General features: G+C 40.3%; 16 protein-coding genes. 12 read left to right on the plus strand and 4 right to left on the minus strand.

Annotation, left to right across the window (positions count from 1 at the left end; genetic code table 11):
• Positions 1 to 129: 129 nt before the first annotated feature.
• Positions 130 to 648 carry a hypothetical protein gene (locus tag SANK73390_RS02085; RefSeq protein WP_462762939.1) on the minus strand — a complete coding sequence of 173 codons (519 nt, stop codon included), beginning with the start codon at positions 646 to 648 and terminating at the stop codon, positions 130 to 132.
• 21 nt (positions 649 to 669) lie between these two features.
• Complete coding sequence (locus SANK73390_RS02090) at positions 670 to 2,094, minus strand: MFS transporter (RefSeq protein ID WP_462762941.1); 1,425 nt, start codon at positions 2,092 to 2,094, stop codon at positions 670 to 672.
• A gap of 78 nt (positions 2,095 to 2,172) precedes the next feature.
• Here SANK73390_RS02090 and SANK73390_RS02095 point away from each other — a divergent pair, with 78 nt between their 5' ends.
• A complete protein-coding gene (locus SANK73390_RS02095; RefSeq protein WP_462762943.1) occupies positions 2,173 to 2,607 on the plus strand; it encodes a helix-turn-helix domain-containing protein in 435 nt (144 codons plus the stop codon).
• Here SANK73390_RS02095 and SANK73390_RS02100 read toward each other — a convergent pair.
• Positions 2,604 to 2,756, minus strand: coding sequence for a hypothetical protein (locus SANK73390_RS02100; protein WP_462762945.1), 153 nt, complete (start codon positions 2,754 to 2,756; stop codon positions 2,604 to 2,606). The two genes, SANK73390_RS02095 and SANK73390_RS02100, sit on opposite strands and share 4 nt — an antisense overlap.
• 178 nt (positions 2,757 to 2,934) lie before the next feature.
• Between SANK73390_RS02100 and SANK73390_RS02105 the strand changes: the two genes are divergently transcribed.
• Positions 2,935 to 3,810, plus strand: coding sequence for a discoidin domain-containing protein (locus tag SANK73390_RS02105; RefSeq protein ID WP_462762948.1), 876 nt, complete (start codon positions 2,935 to 2,937; stop codon positions 3,808 to 3,810).
• Between the two features lie 460 nt (positions 3,811 to 4,270).
• On the opposite strand, the gene gorA is transcribed toward SANK73390_RS02105, so the two are convergent.
• Positions 4,271 to 5,629, minus strand: coding sequence for a glutathione-disulfide reductase (gorA, locus tag SANK73390_RS02110; protein WP_462762950.1), 1,359 nt, complete (start codon positions 5,627 to 5,629; stop codon positions 4,271 to 4,273).
• A gap of 144 nt (positions 5,630 to 5,773) precedes the next feature.
• On the opposite strand from gorA, the gene prlC reads away from it, so the two are divergent.
• The 10 genes from prlC to SANK73390_RS02160 all read left to right on the plus strand — a co-directional run.
• Entirely contained in the window at positions 5,774 to 7,819 is a 2,046-nt protein-coding gene (prlC, locus tag SANK73390_RS02115) for an oligopeptidase A (protein WP_462762953.1), read from the plus strand.
• A 123-nt stretch (positions 7,820 to 7,942) separates the two neighbouring features.
• Positions 7,943 to 9,091, plus strand: a complete 1,149-nt coding sequence (locus SANK73390_RS02120) for a response regulator (RefSeq protein WP_462762956.1) — start codon at positions 7,943 to 7,945, stop codon at positions 9,089 to 9,091.
• A gap of 96 nt (positions 9,092 to 9,187) precedes the next feature.
• Positions 9,188 to 9,958, plus strand: a complete 771-nt coding sequence (locus SANK73390_RS02125; protein WP_462762959.1) for a class I SAM-dependent methyltransferase — start codon at positions 9,188 to 9,190, stop codon at positions 9,956 to 9,958.
• A 141-nt stretch (positions 9,959 to 10,099) separates the two neighbouring features.
• The gene (locus SANK73390_RS02130; protein ID WP_462762962.1) at positions 10,100 to 12,025 is read left to right on the plus strand and encodes a methyl-accepting chemotaxis protein; all 1,926 of its coding nucleotides are present in this window, start codon (positions 10,100 to 10,102) and stop codon (positions 12,023 to 12,025) included.
• Positions 12,026 to 12,421: 396 nt separating this feature from the next.
• Entirely contained in the window at positions 12,422 to 12,985 is a 564-nt protein-coding gene (locus SANK73390_RS02135) for an RNA polymerase sigma factor (RefSeq protein ID WP_462762964.1), read from the plus strand.
• 134 nt (positions 12,986 to 13,119) lie between these two features.
• Positions 13,120 to 13,635 carry a UpxY family transcription antiterminator gene (locus SANK73390_RS02140; RefSeq protein WP_462762966.1) on the plus strand — a complete coding sequence of 172 codons (516 nt, stop codon included), beginning with the start codon at positions 13,120 to 13,122 and terminating at the stop codon, positions 13,633 to 13,635.
• Between the two features lie 2 nt (positions 13,636 to 13,637).
• The gene (locus SANK73390_RS02145; protein ID WP_462762968.1) at positions 13,638 to 14,066 is read left to right on the plus strand and encodes a glycoside hydrolase family protein; all 429 of its coding nucleotides are present in this window, start codon (positions 13,638 to 13,640) and stop codon (positions 14,064 to 14,066) included.
• Between the two features lie 3 nt (positions 14,067 to 14,069).
• Positions 14,070 to 16,049: an ATP-binding protein gene (locus tag SANK73390_RS02150; protein WP_462762971.1), complete on the plus strand. Its 1,980-nt coding sequence runs from the start codon at positions 14,070 to 14,072 to the stop codon at positions 16,047 to 16,049.
• Entirely contained in the window at positions 16,027 to 16,665 is a 639-nt protein-coding gene (locus SANK73390_RS02155; RefSeq protein WP_462762973.1) for a Pvc16 family protein, read from the plus strand. The genes SANK73390_RS02150 and SANK73390_RS02155 overlap by 23 nt, the downstream gene beginning before the upstream one ends.
• Positions 16,666 to 16,751: 86 nt before the next feature.
• Positions 16,752 to 16,963: hypothetical protein (locus tag SANK73390_RS02160; RefSeq protein ID WP_462762975.1), on the plus strand; the 212-nt coding region annotated here is incomplete at its 3' end.

Raw genomic sequence — 16,963 nt, forward strand, 5'->3', positions numbered from 1 at the left:
GGCAGAGTATGGTTTTTATTTTCAATTAAGAGCGAGTAAGGGGCGATTATAACGAACTCTTATTTATTTAAATTGGCCTCAACCCCTTTGGTTAATCGATAGAACAATGCATGGCGGTTATCATTATCTCTAGCTAGAAATATCAAATTGTATTAAACGACCTTCTCGTTTTTCAGTTTGTATATCGGTACTAGTGAGACGAAACATCAATACATAGTCAGTTGTAGATTTTGTATCGTGAATATCTTTGGGTAAGTAAACATGACACTGCCCTGAACTTAATGTAGTTGCACCTCTTGATACAAGTTGCGTTTGCCCGTTGCAATCGGTTACTTGACTATAAGTTGAAATGTCCATTGCACCATGTTGAACGGCATAAAGTACCCAGCCGGCGCCATGATTGTGGGGTGGGCGGTATGTGTGTTTTGGCTCTATGTGGGCAAGTAAGATAAAGCCATGTTCTGGATCGCGGTATAGCTCAGTACTCGATTGCTTGTTGGTATGCAGTTGCGCTAACCAAGGCTCAGAGCTTGGTGTACGGGCTAACTCTTCAAGCTGTGCTTTACAGTTGAGTATATTGGTACTGGTTAAACCTTGCCAATTAGCTCTAGTAGCAGTGATAAATTTATTAAGTGTATTAGGTTTCATTTTGATAGCCTTGTAGGTGAATTAAAGGGAGTGGCTTTTTTTATTAAATAGGTACTTAAGTTGAACAATAATCACCATGAGCAGTAATGCTGCACCGACTAGGTAAGTTATGTGTAAGCTTGCTTCAATAGTTTGATACTGAGTTGTATAAAGGTTGACTTCCTGAGACTCTACTGTAAATAAGCGACTCATAATTGATGTTCCACTGAGCAAGCCCAAGTTTCTAGCAAGATTGAGAGTGCCAGATGCTGCACCACGGTTTTTACTATTTGCGTGTTGCATGGCGAGAGTGTTGTTGGCAGATAAAAATAGTGCATAACCTAATGCTGTGACAGTTAAACAAAGAATGTAACCAACAACGCCATACTCTACCTTTAGGTGAGCCATACATAAGGCACCAAGCAATAAGATGGACAAACCACTCAGCACGCGTGCTCTTAGTGATAAATAAACAAATGACTGACTAAGTATAAATGACATGCTAGCGACTACCAATGGGCTAACTGCCATGACAAGACCTGCGGTTGCTGCGCTTAAATTGAGTGTGTAAATCAAATAAAATGGGCCAATAACTAATGAAGCCATAACAAAAATTGAAACAATAAAGCTACTAAACATGCACAGTAAAAACGACGGAGTATTGATTAAAGCTACATTGATCATGGCAGTATAAGAACGTTTTTGGTGTAATAAAAACAATTGTAATGTCACAAAAGATATGATTAAAAGTAGATAATTCAGTAAGTTAAACCCTTGGCTTGTTAATGTGATAGCCAAGGTATAGGTCAGCAGGGTAATTAACATTAAACAGGCTCCAGCAAAGTCACTAAAGTGTTTTTTTGCCTTAGGCACATTTGAAGGTAGATATTTAGAGGCATAGATATACAAACCAATCCCTAAAGGAATATTGGCAAGAAAAACTGGCTGCCAACCGGCATATTCAATAATAACCCCGCCCATAATAGGACCAAGTCCTGTACCAACTGCAGACATACTGGCGAGTAATGCTATGATAGAGCTGAGCTTATTTTTGCTTACTATATCTGCAGCAAGTGCCATAGAGCTTGTCAATAATATACCGCTGCCAATGCCTTGGCCTAAACGTATAACCACCAATGCCCACAAACTTTGTACTAAAGGGGTGACGCTGCACGCAACAGTAAAAATTAATATACCAATTAAAAATAACTTTTTACGGCCATATATATCACTTAGTGAACCTGCGATAACAAGTGTGCAAGTGAGTGAAAACATAAAAGCAATGATGACCCATTGCACATCTAAAAAATTAGTCTGCAAGCTATAAGCAAGCTCTGGTAGGGCAATATTAACGCTACTAAGTGCAAGTGAGCACATTAAAGTTGAGATACACAGTGTATGTATTCCCTTATCTTTGAGTTGTTTTTTATCGCTTATCGTGCCGATATGTTGATGACTATTTTGCATAGATACCTATGTATTCAACGATGAAGGTTGCTAACATAGAAGCAATGTTAAATCTTCAAGCCGGCTTGAGGTCAATAGATGAGTGACAAATTAGAGATAACCATTAGGCAAGTTGCTAAGCAAACAGGGTTGCCGTCTTCAACAATTCGCTATTACGAAGAGTTAGGCCTTATTCGTTCGATAGGTAGAAAGGGCATAACCCGGGTGTTTCATGCAAAAGTGATTGAGCAATTGGCTTTAGTCGCGCTTGCGCGATATGCAGGCTTTACATTAGATGAAATAGCAAACATGTTCTCATCCAGTGGAAAGGTGACTATAGACCGTTCGCAATTAATTGAACAAGCTGATTTATTAGATAAAAAAATCAAGCAATTTGAAGCAATGCGCGATGGCCTTAGACATGTAGCTAAATGCCCAGAGAAAAATCAATTAGATTGTCCTAAATTTCGAGCACTGGTATCAAAAGCAGCAAAAACACAGCTGTTAGCAAATAGAAAGTCTAAGTTTGCTTAGGGTGTATTCACCTTTTCAGCAGTTAGTTGAGTAGTTAGGTTGTCAGGTGCTGCACCTTCGAGGTTTAGTTGAATGGTTACTTTATGTGAGTGACTATAAGGTGTTGAATAAATATCCCGAATGCGTGCTGTGGGTTGTGATTTTAACATAACTCATACCTAGAAGGTGAGTGTGCCTTAGAGCTATATTTTTGACTTTTATTCACTTTTATTCACTTTTATTGACCAATAACGCTTTTTTATGTTTTCATGCATTGCCTCCATTTTGGAAACGGAGGTATCTTGTCATTTTCCCATTATTTATTGACGAAGCTTAAGGAAACACATAATGAACAAAGCTATTAAACTAGCTACACTTTGCTCCAGTCTTTTTCTAACCGCTAACGCGTTTGCTGCTGATGAAGTTTGGTCTTTGACTTCTGACTGGCAACTTAACGGTGAAGTTGTTGGTAATTTAGAATCGTTCGATGCTCGAATTCATCAAGGGCATTTTGTTCTTAGCAGCCAAACCGAACCGTCTAGTGCCACTATAACTGGCAACATTTTGTCTGGCACGGTTGATACAGTGACATATTCTACGCCTATTATTACTTTCACCCAGTTTCGAGGTGATGCGACCTATGCCTACAGAGGCCAGCATATTGGCGATGGCGCATACCAAGGAACTTGGTATAACAATACTGGCGGCTCAGGAGATTTTTCGTTAAATATTGGACAACCACCTGTATCTGATGGCCCAGGTACCATAGCCGTTGGTGTAAATATTAGCAGTGCTGTTGCCAGTACAATATATGACTCAGGCCACCCTGCCAGCGCTGCCTTTGATGGAGAGACTGGTACAAATGAGGTTTCTTGGTTCTCTAAGCATACTGAAGTTTACCCTTGGTTACGTTTTAGCACCGAAGTGCCTACAGTTTTGAAAAGCTATCGGTTATCGCGTGCTTACTGTAAAACAAAAGGTTATACCCCTGGGACTTGGACTTTGTCTGCCAGCAACGATGGTAATAACTGGCAGGTGATTGATACGGTGGATACGGATCAGTTTGAAAACTTCAACAAAGTAGCATGTGGTCAAATGTCTATTGACTACATTATCGACGCAGATAAACGCGGTAGTTACATCGACTACAAGTTTGACTTTGTTGCTGCGAACGAGAGCACGACTGTTGGTGTTGGTATTGGAGAGGTTGAATTGTTCAAATAACCTAACTTTTGCCCAACCTCAGTTATTTTTAGCACTGATTCTAACCGCTGAGGTTGGGCTGAATGTTCGAGTATCGATTGAATGCAAGTATGGAGAAACTTTACCTGTATGCCTTTAAATATTTAATTTTTCAAATTTATACATCAACACTCCCCACATAGGTTATTTGGAATACTTCTTGGCAGGCTTCTTTTTTTGAAAGAAAAATTAGTATTGGAACACTCAGAAATGTTATTTGAGCGAATTATAAAACCTTCGGTCTTTTGTTGGTATTTATATTACCTACCTTAATTTTAAAGGCATTGGAAAGTTAGGGTGTTATTGCTTGCGGTGGTGTTTATAAATGTCGCATGGCGTGGCTTAGTCACTTATCCGACCTAAAGAAGCTGGCTGCTAATTCGATAAAAAAACGCGAGTGTTTTGATACTCGCGTTATGATTTTAATTTTTAAATCAGAGCCCTACCTCATAGTAACAAACTCTTCAGACCCAGTTGGGTGAATCGCTACAACGGAGTCAAAGTCAGCTTTGGTTGCGCCCATTTTCATCGCAACGGCAAAGCCTTGGATCATTTCATCAACGGCAAAGCCGATGCCGTGTAGGCCTATCACTTTTTCGTCAGTGCCAGCACACACTAACTTCATTTTGCATGGTTGGCGGTGTTGAGTAACGGCGGTGTACATAGCGGCAAAGCTTGAGGTGTATACCTTAATATTATCTTCACCATATTGCTCAATGGCTTGTTGCTCTGTCAGTCCAATGGTGCCAATGGGGGGGTGACTAAATACCACGGTAGGCACTAAGTTGTAATCCATTTTAGCATCGGGTAGTTCTGGGTTAAATAAGCGCTCAGCAAGCATGCGGCCAGCTTTAACGGCAACTGGGGTAAGCTCAATACCGCCTTCCATAATGTCACCAAGGGCATAAATGCCCTTTACTGAGGTATTTTGGTATTCATCCACTTTAATAAAGCCGCGTTCGTTGGTTTGCACATCAGTTGCCGCTAGATTTATTAAGTCAGTTACTGGCTCTCGACCGATGGCCCAAATAACTTGATCAACGGTGTGTGTTTGGCCATTTTCTAAATGTAATGTGACTGAGCCATCTTCTTCTTTGATTAACTCTTTTGGTACTGCATGTGTATGCAGAGTTGGGCCTTCTTTTTCCATTACTTCAGTAAGTGTTTCAACCACGATAGGGTCAAAACTGCGAAGTGGGGCATGTTTACGAACAAACAAGTGGGTTTCAGTACCTAGGCTGTTGAGCACTCCTGCAAGTTCTACCGCAATATAACCTGCACCAATCACAGCCACACGGCGTGGTTGTTGCCTAAGCTCAAAAAAGCCATTTGAGTCTATGCCATATTCAGCACCTGGAATATTAGGAATAGACGGACGTCCACCTACGGCAATACTAATATGATCTGCGGTGTGATGCTCACCATTTACTTCTATGGTGTGGTTATCAACAAATTTAGCAAAGCCGCTGATTACGGTTACGCCATTTTTGGCAAGGTAACTATCATAGCCCTTATGAATACGACCTATATAGGCTTCGCGGCTTTCAACCAATTTTGCCCAGTCAAAGTTTTTGAGCTCAACATCAAAACCATAATCTGGGGCATATAGTTTAATTGCTTCAGCAACTTGTGCGCCATGCCACATTACTTTTTTAGGTACACACCCAACATTTACGCAGGTGCCGCCCATATGTTTTGCTTCAATTAAAGCAACTTTAGCACCACGCATGGCTGCTCTATTTGCGGATGCAATTCCGCCACTACCGCCACCAATGGCAATATAATCAAAATGTTGAGCCATAACTTCCTCTTAATTCTTGAAAAATATACTACGCTTGCACATGTAGACCATGATACGTAGGAAAAAATAACAGTCTAACTTGTAATTGCGGCGTTTGCCCCAATTTCAACTCAATAAGCCTAAATAACGATATAGAGAAAAACTATGAGCAACCCATTAATTGGGCTAGAAGGCCTACCACCGTTTTCTGCAATTCAACCACAGCATATTGTGCCAGCATTAAAAGAAGCTATTGCGCATTGTCGTGAAACCATTGATGAAGTACTTAATAATAAGTCGTTCACTTGGCAAAACTTGGTGCTACCGCTTGAAGAAGCGGACGATAAATTATCAAGAATGTTCTCGCCTGTTTCTCATATGCACTCAGTTGTAAATAGTGAAGCGTTACGCAAGGCGTATGATGAATGCTTACCTCTTATGTCTGAATACTCTACGTATGTTGGTCAGCATCAAGGTTTATATGAAGCTTATAAATCGATAAAAGAATCGGATGAGTTTGCTCAACTAACGACCGCGCAGCAAACAACCATAGAGAATGAGCTACGTGACTTTGCTTTGTCGGGCATAGCATTAAGCCAAGACAAACAAAAACGTTATGGCGAGATCACTGCGCGTTTATCTGAGCTTTCGGCTAAATTTGGTAATAATGTGATGGATGCCACTCAAGCGTGGCAAAAGCACATTACAGATGAATCGTTATTAACTGGCTTACCTGAATCCGCATTGGCACTGGCGCAGCATACTGCACAAACAAAAGAACTCGATGGTTGGGTATTCACATTAGATCACCCATCGTACTTGCCCATTATGACTTATGCAGATAATCGCCAGCTACGTGAAGAAGCGTATCGTGCGTTTGTGACCAGAGCGTCAGATCAAGGTCCTAATGCTAATGAATTTGATAACTCTCAAATAATGACCGAGGTGCTGGCACTGCGTCATGAATTAGCTCAGTTACTTGGTTTTGATAGTTACGCGCATAAATCATTGGCTACTAAAATGGCAGAGTCGCCAGAACAAGTATTTACGTTTTTAAATGATTTAGCTGAAAAATCAAAGCCACAAGCGCAAGCTGAACTTGCTGAATTAGTTGAGTTTGCTAAACAACAGCATGGCATTGATGCGTTAGAAGCTTGGGATTACGGTTATTATGGCGAAAAACTCAAGCAAGCAAAGTATGCTATTTCGGATGAACAACTACGGCCTTATTTCCCTGCAAACACAGTACTCACTGGTTTATTTAAAACGGTTGAACGCCTGTTTGGTATCTCGGTTACAGAATTAAAAGACTTTGATACTTATCATGCTGATGTTCGATTTTTTGCAATTCATGATCAAAAAGGTGAGCTCAGAGGTCAGTTTTATTTAGATTTATACGCACGTGAAAACAAGCGTGGTGGCGCTTGGATGGATGACTGTATGGGTCGTAAGGTTCGCGCTAATGGTCAATTACAAATACCAGTAGCTTATTTGGTATGTAACTTCAATAAAGCGGTGGGTGATAAGCCTGCTTTGTTTACGCACGATGAGGTCACCATATTATTTCATGAATTTGGCCATGGTATTCACCATATGCTGACGCAGGTGGATGCGGCACCGGTGGCCGGTATTAGTGGTGTTGCGTGGGATGCCGTTGAGCTACCAAGTCAATTTTTAGAAAACTGGTGCTATGAAGAAGAAGCGCTTGGCTTTATCTCAGGTCACTATGAAACAGGTGAACCATTGCCTAAAGCGTTATTAGATAAATTGCTGGCGGCCAAAAACTACCAATCAGCTATGCAAATGTTACGTCAAATTGAGTTCAGTTTGTTTGATTTCCATATCCATGCCGATTACCAAGGTGATGAAGGGTGCAGTATCCAATCAACCTTAGATGCTGTTCGGGAAAAAACTGCGGTTATTCAAGCGCCAAAATTTAATCGTTTTCAGCATAGCTTTAGTCATATTTTTGCTGGTGGTTACTGCGCGGGTTATTACTCGTATAAATGGGCTGAGGTTTTATCAGCAGATGCGTTTTCTAAATTTGAAGAAGACGGTATTTTTAATGAGCAAACAGGTCGAGCATTTATGGAAAATATCCTTGAAAAAGGTGGCTCAGAAGCACCTATGGTGTTGTTTACTCGCTTTAGAGGCCGAGAGCCAAAAGTAGATGCATTGCTAAGGCATAGCGGCATTAACGCCGCCGTTTAGCTATTTATCTGAGCGTAAATATTTCCAAGGGCACTTATTCAGTGCCTTTGTTGTCTAGACGTTCGCAAATTCACTATCTAGGTCTATGCTTTTTAAAAGGATAAGGTGAATTAGGGTAGCTATATGAGCAAATTAGTATTGGCAATTGACGATGACAAGTTAGCACACTGCATAATTGAAGAAGCTTTGGCGTCGTCATGTCGATTACTTCATGCAAAAAGTGGGGAAGAAGGAATACGTTTAGCACAAAAGTACCAGCCAGATATTATCTTGCTTGATGTAGAAATGCCGGGTATGAATGGCTTTGAAGTGTGTGAGAAAATGAAGACGATTGAGCAAACGGCAAATATACCGGTGATGTTTCTATCTTCTAAAGGTAGCCTCTGTGAGCGAATGCGTGGTTATAATTCAGGGGCGGCAGATTATATAGTTAAACCCTTTGAAAGCCCTGAACTGCTTGCGCGTATTGAAGTGCTCGATACCTATCGCCAGCAATCACAGCAACTAAAGCAAGATATGGAGCGGGCTCAAGTGACCGCTGAAATTGCGATGACAGACTCAGGTGATATGGGCCGAATTATGCGCTATGTTGGTCAATCATACCACGCACATGACTTAACCTCGTTGAGCGAATATTTTTTTGAATTTTTTGTACCGTTGAATTTAAGTGTGGCAGTGGTGTTTTGGTATCACGATAGCGAGGTGTTTTTTTCTCATAATGGCACAATTCAACCTATTGAGCAGGAGTTATTAGAAAAGCACCGAGACAGCAATCGGTTTGTTGATTTTGGTCAGCGCACCATTATTAATTACCCCAAAGTATCGTTGTTGGTAAAAAATATGCCAATTGATGACCCTGGACTATATGGCCGTTATAAAGATTTACTACCGCACATATTAGAAGCCACCAATGCCAAAATTAAAGATATGGAAGTGAGTGAAGATGCACTCAATAAAGTAGAAAAAATTGGTTTAGCGTTTGAAGAATTAAGTGAGCAATTACATAGTGTTGATGAGCAGCATGCACTTAAAGTAGCTGAGTTTTTAGCGCTGTCAGATAAAATGAAAAGCCAGCTAAGTCCTGAACAAGCGGCCCAAATTGAGAAGTTGCATGGGCACTTTGAGTTTTTAGATGGCGAACTGACGGTAATTAAAGAAAAGTTAAATGGCATCACGGTGGTACGCTTTGAGTTAATTGAAAGCTTAAATAAAATTGCTAAACCGTGGGGAGAGGATGAAGTGGCTTCTCAAACCGATATAGAGTTGTTTTAAGATTGAATTGACGCTGGAAAACTTTATGCCATAGAAAGCTATTTAGCATGGTGTGCTTTAGGTATAATAGCTGGGCATGGACACAGGAGTTTTGCAGTGCTTATTCATACCCAATTTGTTGAAAACCGTCCTTATTTAGACGAGCTAGAGCAGCGCTTTGCGCTAGCACACTGGGCATCACAGTCTAATAACCTGACTCACCCTACCTTTAAACTTATTTATAATGAACTTGGATTGCAATTAGTCAAAGCGGATGAACCTAAATTAGGTGCTGTATTGGTTGATTTTGTAACGGGTGCTGCTGCGCATAGGCGTAAATTTGGCGGAGGAAAAGGGCAAGCAATAGCAAAAGCTGTTGGGTTAAATAAAGGCGCGACCCCTCACGTGCTTGACGCGACAGCTGGACTTGGTCGAGATGCATTTGTACTGGCTGCGCTGGGTTGCAAAGTTACATTGCATGAGCGTCACCCTGTGGTGGCCGCTTTATTATATGATGGCCTGCAACGTGCTTATCAAGATGCTGAAATTGGCGATTGGATGCAAAACAATATGCAAATGGAGTTTGGCTCAAGCCATGACTTGCTCACCAATACGACATTACAACCTGATGTTGTTTATCTTGACCCTATGTTTCCTCACCGAGAAAAGTCAGCCTTAGTAAAAAAAGAGATGCGTGTTTTTCAAGATTTGGTTGGTGCTGATAATGACGCTGATAATTTACTTGATTTTGCTTATCAATTAGCCAGTAAACGGGCTGTTGTTAAACGACCTGACTATGCACCTTTTTTAAACAATAAAGCACCAAGCATGCAGATAACAACCAAGAAAAATCGATTCGATGTGTATGTTAAAGCAGCAATGAAATAGCCGTTTAGATGTTTGGCGGATGAATAATATACGCTTAAAGTATGGTTTTAAAGTTGTACGTTCTTATTATGGGTAAATTACATTAAATTGTCATAAAAGGTTAATACTCTATGCGCGCTTAAATATTATAGGGTTGTGCTTATGCGTGTTTCATCGTTTACTCGGTTATTGGCAATTTTATTGGCATCAGCCAGTGTTTTTTTAGCCGCCGTACTTGTGTGGGCCTCTCAAGTGTTAAGTGCCCTTGATAGCCAAAATATGGCATACACTCAGCTTAAAAATACCATTTTAATTGACCTTGAAGGCAGTATTGAAGATTATCTCGGTACGGGAGATGGGCAGTACCTTAATCAGTCTTCAGAGCTGATTAAAAAAATTAAACAGCAACATTTAATAGCATTGCCCAGTACGCTGAGTGAGCGTATGCAAATGCAACTCGATCAACTCGATAGTGATATAAATGGTAAATATCGAGCATTGGGCAAGTTATCGGGTAACGAAATGGCCTTGTTGGATAATGCTCTCAGGCAAATGTCAGGCTCCGCTTCATCGCTTGTTAATTACACTTTAAAAGCCTCAGATCACCAACTTGCACCGCAATATATTGAATTGGCCTCTGACTACTATGCACAAGTAAGCAACCTCAGTATTTATACTTATCAGCTAGTAATGAGCTTTGATAGCGCGACAGAAAAAAACCTTCAGCAAAGTGTATTTCGCTTACAGCAGTTATCTAACCAAATTGATGATTTAAACAATTTAGGCGTGATGTCTGAGGTAGATGAAGATGAGTTATTTTTTGGTGCTGAAGCCGAAGACTTAGCAGAGGAAATAAAAGCGGAGTTAGGCAGTTGGCCAAATCGCTTTGAGCGAGATTTGCGTGCTACACTCACACAAGCTAAAAAACGCCAGTCTGGCATTCGTAATTTACGTGCCGATATTAAAGAAGTATCTGAAGTGATGCTTAATGCTGAGCAGCAACTTAAAGCCCAGCAAGATACACTTTCTGAGCGCGTACTAATTATTTTTGGCATTGCTATCGGCATATTATTTTTACTCGCTGCGGCTATGTATTTTGTTATGCGCAATCAAGTGCTGCAGCCCTTGCGTCATCTGCGTGATGGGTTTGCGTATTTAATTGAAAGCAACGATTTAAAAAATATTCAAAGTAAAAACCCCAATACAGAACTTGGTGAAATTGCTACTTACTTTAATCAGTTGATTGAAAGGCAACGCATTGAAGCCCAAGAGCGTGAACAAATGCTTAAGGTGATCAATGATTTTATGCAACAAATGAGTGTTCACCTTGCTAAAATTGGCAGTCAATCAGATACTACTTATGCGCGTGTTGAACAAACACAAAAGATGCTAGAGCAAGTTAAAAACCTAGGTACTGAAGCCAGCGACATTAATAGCCAAGTATCTAACAATGCTAATCAAACATTTAGTGCAATGAGTCAAAGTGTCAACTTTGCCGATGCGATGTTAAACGCCAGTTCCAAGAACCAACGCCGCGTGGAAGAGGGGCTTGCAAGCTTAAATGAATTACTTAATGGTGTTGCTGATGTGGGCAAAGTGATTGAGATCATCCGTACTATCGCAGAGCAAACCAACTTATTAGCGCTTAATGCGGCCATAGAATCGGCGCGTGCAGGTGAGCATGGCCGTGGGTTTGCTGTGGTTGCTGATGAAGTGCGTAAACTTGCCCAACAAACGCAAGATTCACTGGCAGATATTAATACTCAGCTTAATGTTTTAGGAGATAACTCAAGTAAAGTATCAACCCAAATATCAGCATTGGCTGATGATGCTGAGCTACAAACCCATCACGCACAAGAGTTAAAGAAAAACTCTGAAGGGGTTGCGCAAAGCGCGCAAAATGCGAACCAAGTCGCCTCTCATGCTATGGAAGTTGCACAACAGCAAAGTAGCTTGTTAGATAACTTCAGTGAAGAAATGGACCAAATGAAAGCTCAAGTGAATAGTTCAAGTCAGCAAGTGTGTGATATTCAAGCGCGCTTACAAGAACAGATGCAGCAAATTAAGCACAGTTTAGGTCTTTCTTAATCCTAAAATATAACAATACATTTCAAACTCTCGACTAGTAAGCATTTACTTGCTAGTCGCTTTTTAGCGCCCGTTTTTCTCACCTCGATATTAAAAATATATATTGCAACGCAACGTATTCTAATCAATGATTTTTCTCGATAAATGGAGTTGTCGCAATTAAGAATGGCTAACTAATTAGTATAAATAGTTTACTGTAATGTACTGTAATAGACAGCGTACCTGAATTAATAATAAGGTCATTCTTAACTAGGAATAGTGAACATTAGTAAATTTATAAAGTAGCCATAAAGTGCTGCTTTAAGTTATTTTTAGGTTTTAATTTTGTTAATTTAATTCACATAATTAAAGTTGCTACGTCATCGCTTCGTAAATTCAATTTAAAGCGGAGAGATGATGTTAGTATCAAGGAATTCTTATTTAGGTGCGCAAAGTAGCACCAATCCTCATGTAGAGTTTTGGGGAGTTTGGGCTGAATATAATGAGCGAGTGTTATCGTGCTGTTATAAGTGGTTGCATAATGATAGTGATAAAATTGAGGATGCAATGGCGCAAACTCGTGAAAAAGCACTCAATGCTTATAGTAAAAATATATCAAATATTGAGAATATGTTCGCATGGTTATGCCGTATTGCACACAATGTGTGTATGGATATTCATCGTTCAAATAGCAAAGAAAGCGATTTAGTTGGTATAGTCAGCACTAACCCTTCACTATTTTATTTTACTGAAAACCACTCTCGCACACTAGAAAGTGACTATGAGCGTAGTTATTTATATCACCAACTAACACAAGCGATTAATGGCCTTCCAACTGCTCTTAAACAGGCTATCCAGTATAAATTTATTTATGAAATGGAATACTCAGAGATCGCTGAACAGCTACAGATCACACCAGAAAATGCTCGCAAACGTGTACAGCTTGCAAGAAAGCAGCTTAGTGCGCTGCAGTTTTCATAAAATTCATTCACAAATATCCCGCTAGCTCGTTATCGATGTAACAAAGGCGTAAGTGTATCGCGCCCCAATTTAATTGAAACTCGCCACATCCCCCAAATGGGAGCGATGTGGCGGAGCTTGTCTGGAGCATTCAAATGATTAATCAAAGACAGTGGTTTGTGGTTTACACCAAAGCCAATTGCGAAAAAAAATTAGCAGAGCAGATAAATAAACTACAAAGTGGCTGTGAGGCATTTTTACCAGCAATAGAGCAAACGAAACAGTGGAGCGATCGTGTAAAAGTCGTTACTACACCATTATTTAAATCTTATGTGTTTGTTTATATTGATGGAAATGAGTTTCAGCAGTTAAAACGATTTGCTGGATTTGTATCCTATATTAAGTTTAATAATGCTCCAGCGGTTATTTCACCCAAAGAAATCGAAAAAATAAAGCGCTGTGTCTTACATGGTCATATTGTTGATGTGCTTGCTAAACGCTTAGTCAAAGGTGCTTCTATTGAGATTATTAGTGGCAGCTTAAAAGGGTATCAAGGCACATTAGTTGAGCGCCGTAGCCAGAAGTTAGTGGCTGTTGAGGTAGAAGGGTTAGAGCAAAGTATGGTTTTAACATTACCCATTGAATTACTCAAGCCAGTAACGGAGGGTTGATAATGCTGACTGTAACAGAACAAGGGTTACAAGAGTTAAAAGAGCAGCTGCTTCGTTATGAAGGGTTATCTTTAACAGCCTACAAGTGCACTCAAGGCAAGCTTACCATAGGTATTGGTCGCAACTTAATAGATAAAGGTATTTCGTTAGAAGAAGCACATTATTTGCTTAATAACGATATCACAGAGACCCTTGCGCAAGTAAATAGTAGAGTTGCTATATTTGCAATAATAAACGAATCCAGAAAACTAATTTTGCTTGATATGGCCTTTAACTTAGGTGTAGCAGGGCTATGTAAGTTTAAAAATATGATAGCGGCATTAGAGCGTCAAAATTATCAAAAAGCAGCTGATGAGATGCTTGATTCTCGGTGGGCTAGGCAAGTGGGTCAGCGCGCTCAAGATCTCGCTCGTAAAATGGTTGAGGGTTGAGTTATGTTTAGCAATGAGGCCATTAAAGATAGCCAACAAAGTATGCTGGAGCGCGACGCAGCGTGCAAGCTTTATGAGTTTGCCTGCGTGTTAAAATCTCAAGATTCAGATTTATCTGAGCCATTTTCACAGCTGCAACATGCTCTTGGGGAGCTTGTTTCTAGCGAGCGCTTTATGATAGTTAAGCGCTTGTTTTTACTCTCATCAAGCGAAATTAAAATGTTGGCTTTGGTTTATTTACAAGAGCAAGACCCCGATGTGATTGCACCATTTTTAGGGCTAAGCTGGTTTGAGCAAGGGCCTATGTTGAGCCTAGATAAATTGTTGACTTTGGTTGATGCGACGCTCAATAAACAACAAACAATGAAGCAAATTAAGCTCAATTCACCTTTATTTGAATGGGGTTTACTGCTGCTACAAAATGATGTTCCAGCATTACAGCGATGTGTTTACCTTGCACCTTTTTTACAACACTATTTTCAGTTGGGTCAAAATAATAGTGAAGGGTTAAACTATTTTACTCTAGTAAAACCATTTACAGACCCAGTATTTGACGTATGCGGCTACCCAACAATTACAGCCAGTGATCACAGTGTGGTGGTATTAAAAGGCACCGATGACAATATTCCTCCATGGTACGTTGAACAAAGTGCCGAAAAAACCAATAGCATGGCAGCTTTGTATTCAGGAGAACAGTTAGAGCATGTTGATGCTAATCATATTATCGCTGAGATAGCCTGTTTGCTGTTAATCAGTGGTGGCAAACCATTACTGTTATATTGGGCAAACTTAGCGGCATTACCTACGCCATGGCTTAAAAAGCTCAAACGATTGTTATCTTCATGCGGTGCTATAATGCTGGTTACAAATACCAAGGAGCCGGTACTGGACGTTTTTTTTAATTATGTTTATGTAGAGCAAATTATTGAGCCAAGTTTAACGCAGCGAGCTTTGGCGTGGTTATCACTTTGCCCCAATAATGACATGACAGAGCAAGATAAAAGCCAAGCCAACCAGTTAGCAGCTAAATACCCCGTTGAGTTACCTTTGATGAAGCGTTTAGCCGATAAAGCCAAGCAGCAAAATGCTAACGACTACTGGCAGATACTACAGAGCTTGTGCTTTGACGCACAAAGCCAACATTGCGATGAGCTGGCTAAGCTATGCCAGGCTCGGTACACCTTAAAAGATATGATGCTACAAGACAAAGTGGCGATTGAATTAAAAGAGTTGATAGCGAGAATTAATTTACAAACTGCATTGCAAGCACGATTACCGCGTTTTAATCAAGGCTGCAAAGCGCTGTTTTGGGGTAAACCTGGAACAGGTAAATCGATGGCCGCAGAGGCGATTGCTGGAGAGCTAAAATTACCGCTGTACATGGTTAATCTGGCAAATATAGCCAGCAAATGGATTGGTGAGACCGAAAAGCACCTCGCCAAATTATTCGACTCAGCTGAGCGTAACAATGCAGTGCTGATGTTTGATGAAGCCGACGCCATTTTTGCCAAACGTAGTGAGGTGGAGTCAAGTCACGATAAAAATGCCAACATGGGCGTGAGTTATCTACTGCAAAGAATGGAGCATTACAGTGGATTATTACTGCTCAGCACTAACTTTAAAAGCAATTTGGATGAGGCTTTTTTAAGGCGCTTTCATGGTGTGATTGAGTTTACCTTGCCAACAGAGCAAGAGCGAGTGCAAATTTGGACTCGGCATTTAAACAATAATGCGGATGCAAATTTGCAACAAGGTATTATAAAGCTGGCCACGCTTTTTGAACTCAGTGCGGCGCAAATTATCAATATTTGCGAGGTCGCTCTGTTACAAAGCTTGATGCTGAATAAGCCGCAAATTAGTCGTAATAACATTGCAAACGCAATACATCGAGAGCTTTCTAAACAACATGCAGGCTTTATGGCCCAGCAGTCTCTCACGCATTGGCTCAATGGAGATAAATATGGACCCCACGCTGATATTTAAAGTGCAGCAAGCACTTAAAGCCTTTATTACTGAGCAAGCTTTAGTATTTGATAGCACAGATGTACAAGCCAATAGTAACTCTGCAATTTCATTGAGCTTTCAAGCCCCTGACAAAGCATTTTTTGACAAAGTAGTCACTAATACCCCGGCCATAAATTGTTATTTAATAGGCATAACCGAAGACATTCAAAGGCGGCAAAGTGAGCCTCCTCGAACACAAATGAACTTTACGCAAACGCAGCGTACGCGCTTTATTGAGCCGAAGTTTATTTCTTTAACTTATATGTTGACTGTTTGGAGCAAGGATGAAGAAAAAAGTGCTGAAATTGAGCATATGATTTTAAGTTACTTAATAGCAGGGCTGGGTCGCTATGATTTTTTACCCAATGAATTATTACAAGCACAGCAAATAGATATATCGCCATATGGTGTTCGCAGTCAGTTGTTTGGTAATGAGCAAAGTGAAAAGGTGACAGGTCAAGTATGGCAAGCACTGGGTAGCACGCCCAAACCCACACTTATCTACTCACTTTCTTTGCCTATGCCAGTATTTGAACCTGTTCAGTTACCTATTATCAAAGAAATGAACAACAAGCTTGATAATAAACCCAGCTAAATAACATGTCATTTTTTATTCGGCTTTTATGGGTATTTGATCCCTAGCTGATACCAATATTTATCTACAGATTACAAAGGAAAATTATGAGTACTTCAGATCGTAATGCTGAAATAAAAAGCTATTTTCAACGTGGTGATATACCCACCCAAGAAGAATTTGGATTGTTAGTTGATGCCGCGACCACAGATCAAATTGCGGTTGAAAGATTACCTGAGCAAATAGACCTAACTCAAAGTGGCGGGGTGACTGATTCAAGCATTACAGCAGGTGAAATCAATGGCACCTTGATAGGCAA

This window comes from Pseudoalteromonas sp. SANK 73390 (genome assembly GCF_054966645.1).

What these genes read in the sequence shown, in the direction of transcription:
- SANK73390_RS02085 (WP_462762939.1), bottom strand. Translation starts at nt 648, where the DNA reads ATGAAACCTAATACACTTAATAAATTTATCACTGCTACTAGAGCTAAT.
- SANK73390_RS02090 (WP_462762941.1), bottom strand. Translation starts at nt 2,094, where the DNA reads ATGCAAAATAGTCATCAACATATCGGCACGATAAGCGATAAAAAACAA.
- SANK73390_RS02095 (WP_462762943.1), top strand. Translation starts at nt 2,173, where the DNA reads ATGAGTGACAAATTAGAGATAACCATTAGGCAAGTTGCTAAGCAAACA.
- SANK73390_RS02100 (WP_462762945.1), bottom strand. Translation starts at nt 2,756, where the DNA reads ATGTTAAAATCACAACCCACAGCACGCATTCGGGATATTTATTCAACA.
- SANK73390_RS02105 (WP_462762948.1), top strand. Translation starts at nt 2,935, where the DNA reads ATGAACAAAGCTATTAAACTAGCTACACTTTGCTCCAGTCTTTTTCTA.
- gorA (WP_462762950.1), bottom strand. Translation starts at nt 5,629, where the DNA reads ATGGCTCAACATTTTGATTATATTGCCATTGGTGGCGGTAGTGGCGGA.
- prlC (WP_462762953.1), top strand. Translation starts at nt 5,774, where the DNA reads ATGAGCAACCCATTAATTGGGCTAGAAGGCCTACCACCGTTTTCTGCA.
- SANK73390_RS02120 (WP_462762956.1), top strand. Translation starts at nt 7,943, where the DNA reads ATGAGCAAATTAGTATTGGCAATTGACGATGACAAGTTAGCACACTGC.
- SANK73390_RS02130 (WP_462762962.1), top strand. Translation starts at nt 10,100, where the DNA reads ATGCGTGTTTCATCGTTTACTCGGTTATTGGCAATTTTATTGGCATCA.
- SANK73390_RS02135 (WP_462762964.1), top strand. Translation starts at nt 12,422, where the DNA reads ATGTTAGTATCAAGGAATTCTTATTTAGGTGCGCAAAGTAGCACCAAT.
- SANK73390_RS02140 (WP_462762966.1), top strand. Translation starts at nt 13,120, where the DNA reads ATGATTAATCAAAGACAGTGGTTTGTGGTTTACACCAAAGCCAATTGC.
- SANK73390_RS02145 (WP_462762968.1), top strand. Translation starts at nt 13,638, where the DNA reads ATGCTGACTGTAACAGAACAAGGGTTACAAGAGTTAAAAGAGCAGCTG.
- SANK73390_RS02150 (WP_462762971.1), top strand. Translation starts at nt 14,070, where the DNA reads ATGTTTAGCAATGAGGCCATTAAAGATAGCCAACAAAGTATGCTGGAG.
- SANK73390_RS02155 (WP_462762973.1), top strand. Translation starts at nt 16,027, where the DNA reads ATGGACCCCACGCTGATATTTAAAGTGCAGCAAGCACTTAAAGCCTTT.